The sequence below is a fragment of the Microcystis sp. LE19-131.1A genome, assembly GCF_027532015.1.
GTDB classification, from domain to species: Bacteria; Cyanobacteriota; Cyanobacteriia; order Cyanobacteriales; family Microcystaceae; genus Microcystis; species Microcystis ichthyoblabe_A.
This window is the reverse complement of record NZ_JAPZSS010000299.1, coordinates 1-1,658: the sequence shown is the minus strand read 5'-3', so window position 1 is coordinate 1,658 and position 1,658 is coordinate 1. Positions and strand designations below refer to the sequence as shown.

The window sequence follows — 1,658 nt, the reverse complement described above, 5'->3', positions numbered from 1 at the left end:
TCGAGATTAAGGGAACCAGAGAAGATATCAAAAAAATCGCCGCCAGCGAGCAAGTACAAAAATACTGGCAAAAATACGGTCAAGTATTAGTCAGCAATTATCGCGATTTTCTGCTCATCGGTCGCAATAGCCAAGGTCAACTGGTAGAATTAGAAGCCTATAGTTTAGCCCCGTCAGAAGCCGAGTTTTGGCTAAAAACCTCAAATCTATCCATTGATTAATTTTTTGACTGCGGAGTTGATTAATGACCATGCTGCCCATCCCTACCACCTATACTAGCTATACCCAAGCACAGGAACATTTTGTGCCGTATCTGCGAGTAAAATACTCCTTGACTTTTTGAAAAATCCCTGGTAGGATTTACCAGACACTTTAGATATACTTTACGCAAAACCGTAAGAACTCAAAATGCCAAACATTAATAAGATTTTAGGGGATTCCGCCTATAGCTTTAAAAAGTTATTGCCGCAAAATATTATCGATTCTTTAAACCAGAGTTCTTTCTATAAAAATTTACGCGAGAAGCGACTTACCAGTCGAAAAAGTTTATCGCAAGCTGCACAGGACTACTGGGTCATTAATGAGGCCTTCGATCACAAAGAGAAGGGTTATTTTGTCGAGATAGGTTCTGCGGACGGGATAAGAATTAATAACACTTATTTATTAGAAAAATGCTATCAATGGTCGGGCATTTGCATTGAGGCGAACCCGATATATTTTGAACAGCTAAAAAGAAATAGAAGTGCTATTTGCTTGAATGTTTGTGTGGATGGCCGAGAGAAAGAAATTGATTTTATTTGCGACGATCTTCATGGAGGAATTATCGATGAAGATACCGACAACAGAAAAAAAGAAAATATTAAAAATCTAGAAGTCAGACGGTTAAAAACGAAACCTTTAGCGAATATTTTAGAGGAACACGAAGCTCCTGGTGTGATCGATTACCTGTCGATAGATGTAGAAGGTGCTGAAACTAGAATTCTCGCAGATTTCCCCTTTAACAAGTATATTTTTAATAGTATGACTATCGAGAGGCCAAGTGAATTTCTGCATAACTTGTTAATCCAAAAAGGATATATATGGGTTAAGCTGATTCCTGGATTAGATAGTTTTTACATTCATGAATCTTTTCAAAAAATCTATGGGTTAAATCAAAGCAGTTATTATAGAACTTTGCGATCTATGTATTAGATATTCAGCACTCTGTTCGTAACTGGGTAATTATTCTTAACTGGGTGATGTTCCTGCCACTTTTATGAATCCCCTCGTCAATTATTTTCGCAACCTGCACGAAATCCACTCATCCCAAGCAGCGGTAAAAGAAACCTCCTACTACGGCACTCTCGAAACTCTCCTCAACGAAATCGGTAAAACCCTAAAACCGCGAGTGCGCTGCATTATCAACCTCAGAAATCAGGGTGCGGGATTGCCAGACGGGGGACTTTTTAACGTCGATCAATTCCCCAAAAATCAAGAATTAGAACCTTTTACGGCGATTTTTCCCGAAAGAGGCGCGATCGAGATTAAGGGAACCAGAGAAGATATCAAAAAAATCGCCGCCAGCGAGCAAGTACAAAAATACTGGCAAAAATACGGTCAAGTATTAGTCAGCAATTATCGCGATTTTCTGCTCATCGGTCGCAATAGCCAAGGTCAAC

General features: G+C 39.2%; 2 protein-coding genes and 1 pseudogene. All 3 read left to right on the top strand.

Annotated features, from left to right (window positions below; genetic code table 11):
- A pseudogene (locus tag O9323_RS20955) lies at positions 1 to 212 on the top strand (hypothetical protein); the annotation flags it as partial.
- A 196-nt stretch (positions 213 to 408) separates the two neighbouring features.
- On the top strand, positions 409 to 1,191 hold the full coding sequence (locus O9323_RS20950) for an FkbM family methyltransferase (RefSeq protein WP_288125709.1): 783 nt from the start codon (positions 409 to 411) through the stop codon (positions 1,189 to 1,191).
- A gap of 64 nt (positions 1,192 to 1,255) precedes the next feature.
- Positions 1,256 to 1,658 (top strand): hypothetical protein (locus tag O9323_RS20945; RefSeq protein ID WP_288125708.1); only part of this gene is annotated, 403 nt, incomplete at its 3' end.

Excerpts from the sequence above, each read along its gene's own strand:
- O9323_RS20950 (WP_288125709.1), top strand. The coding sequence starts at position 409 with ATGCCAAACATTAATAAGATTTTAGGGGATTCCGCCTATAGCTTTAAA.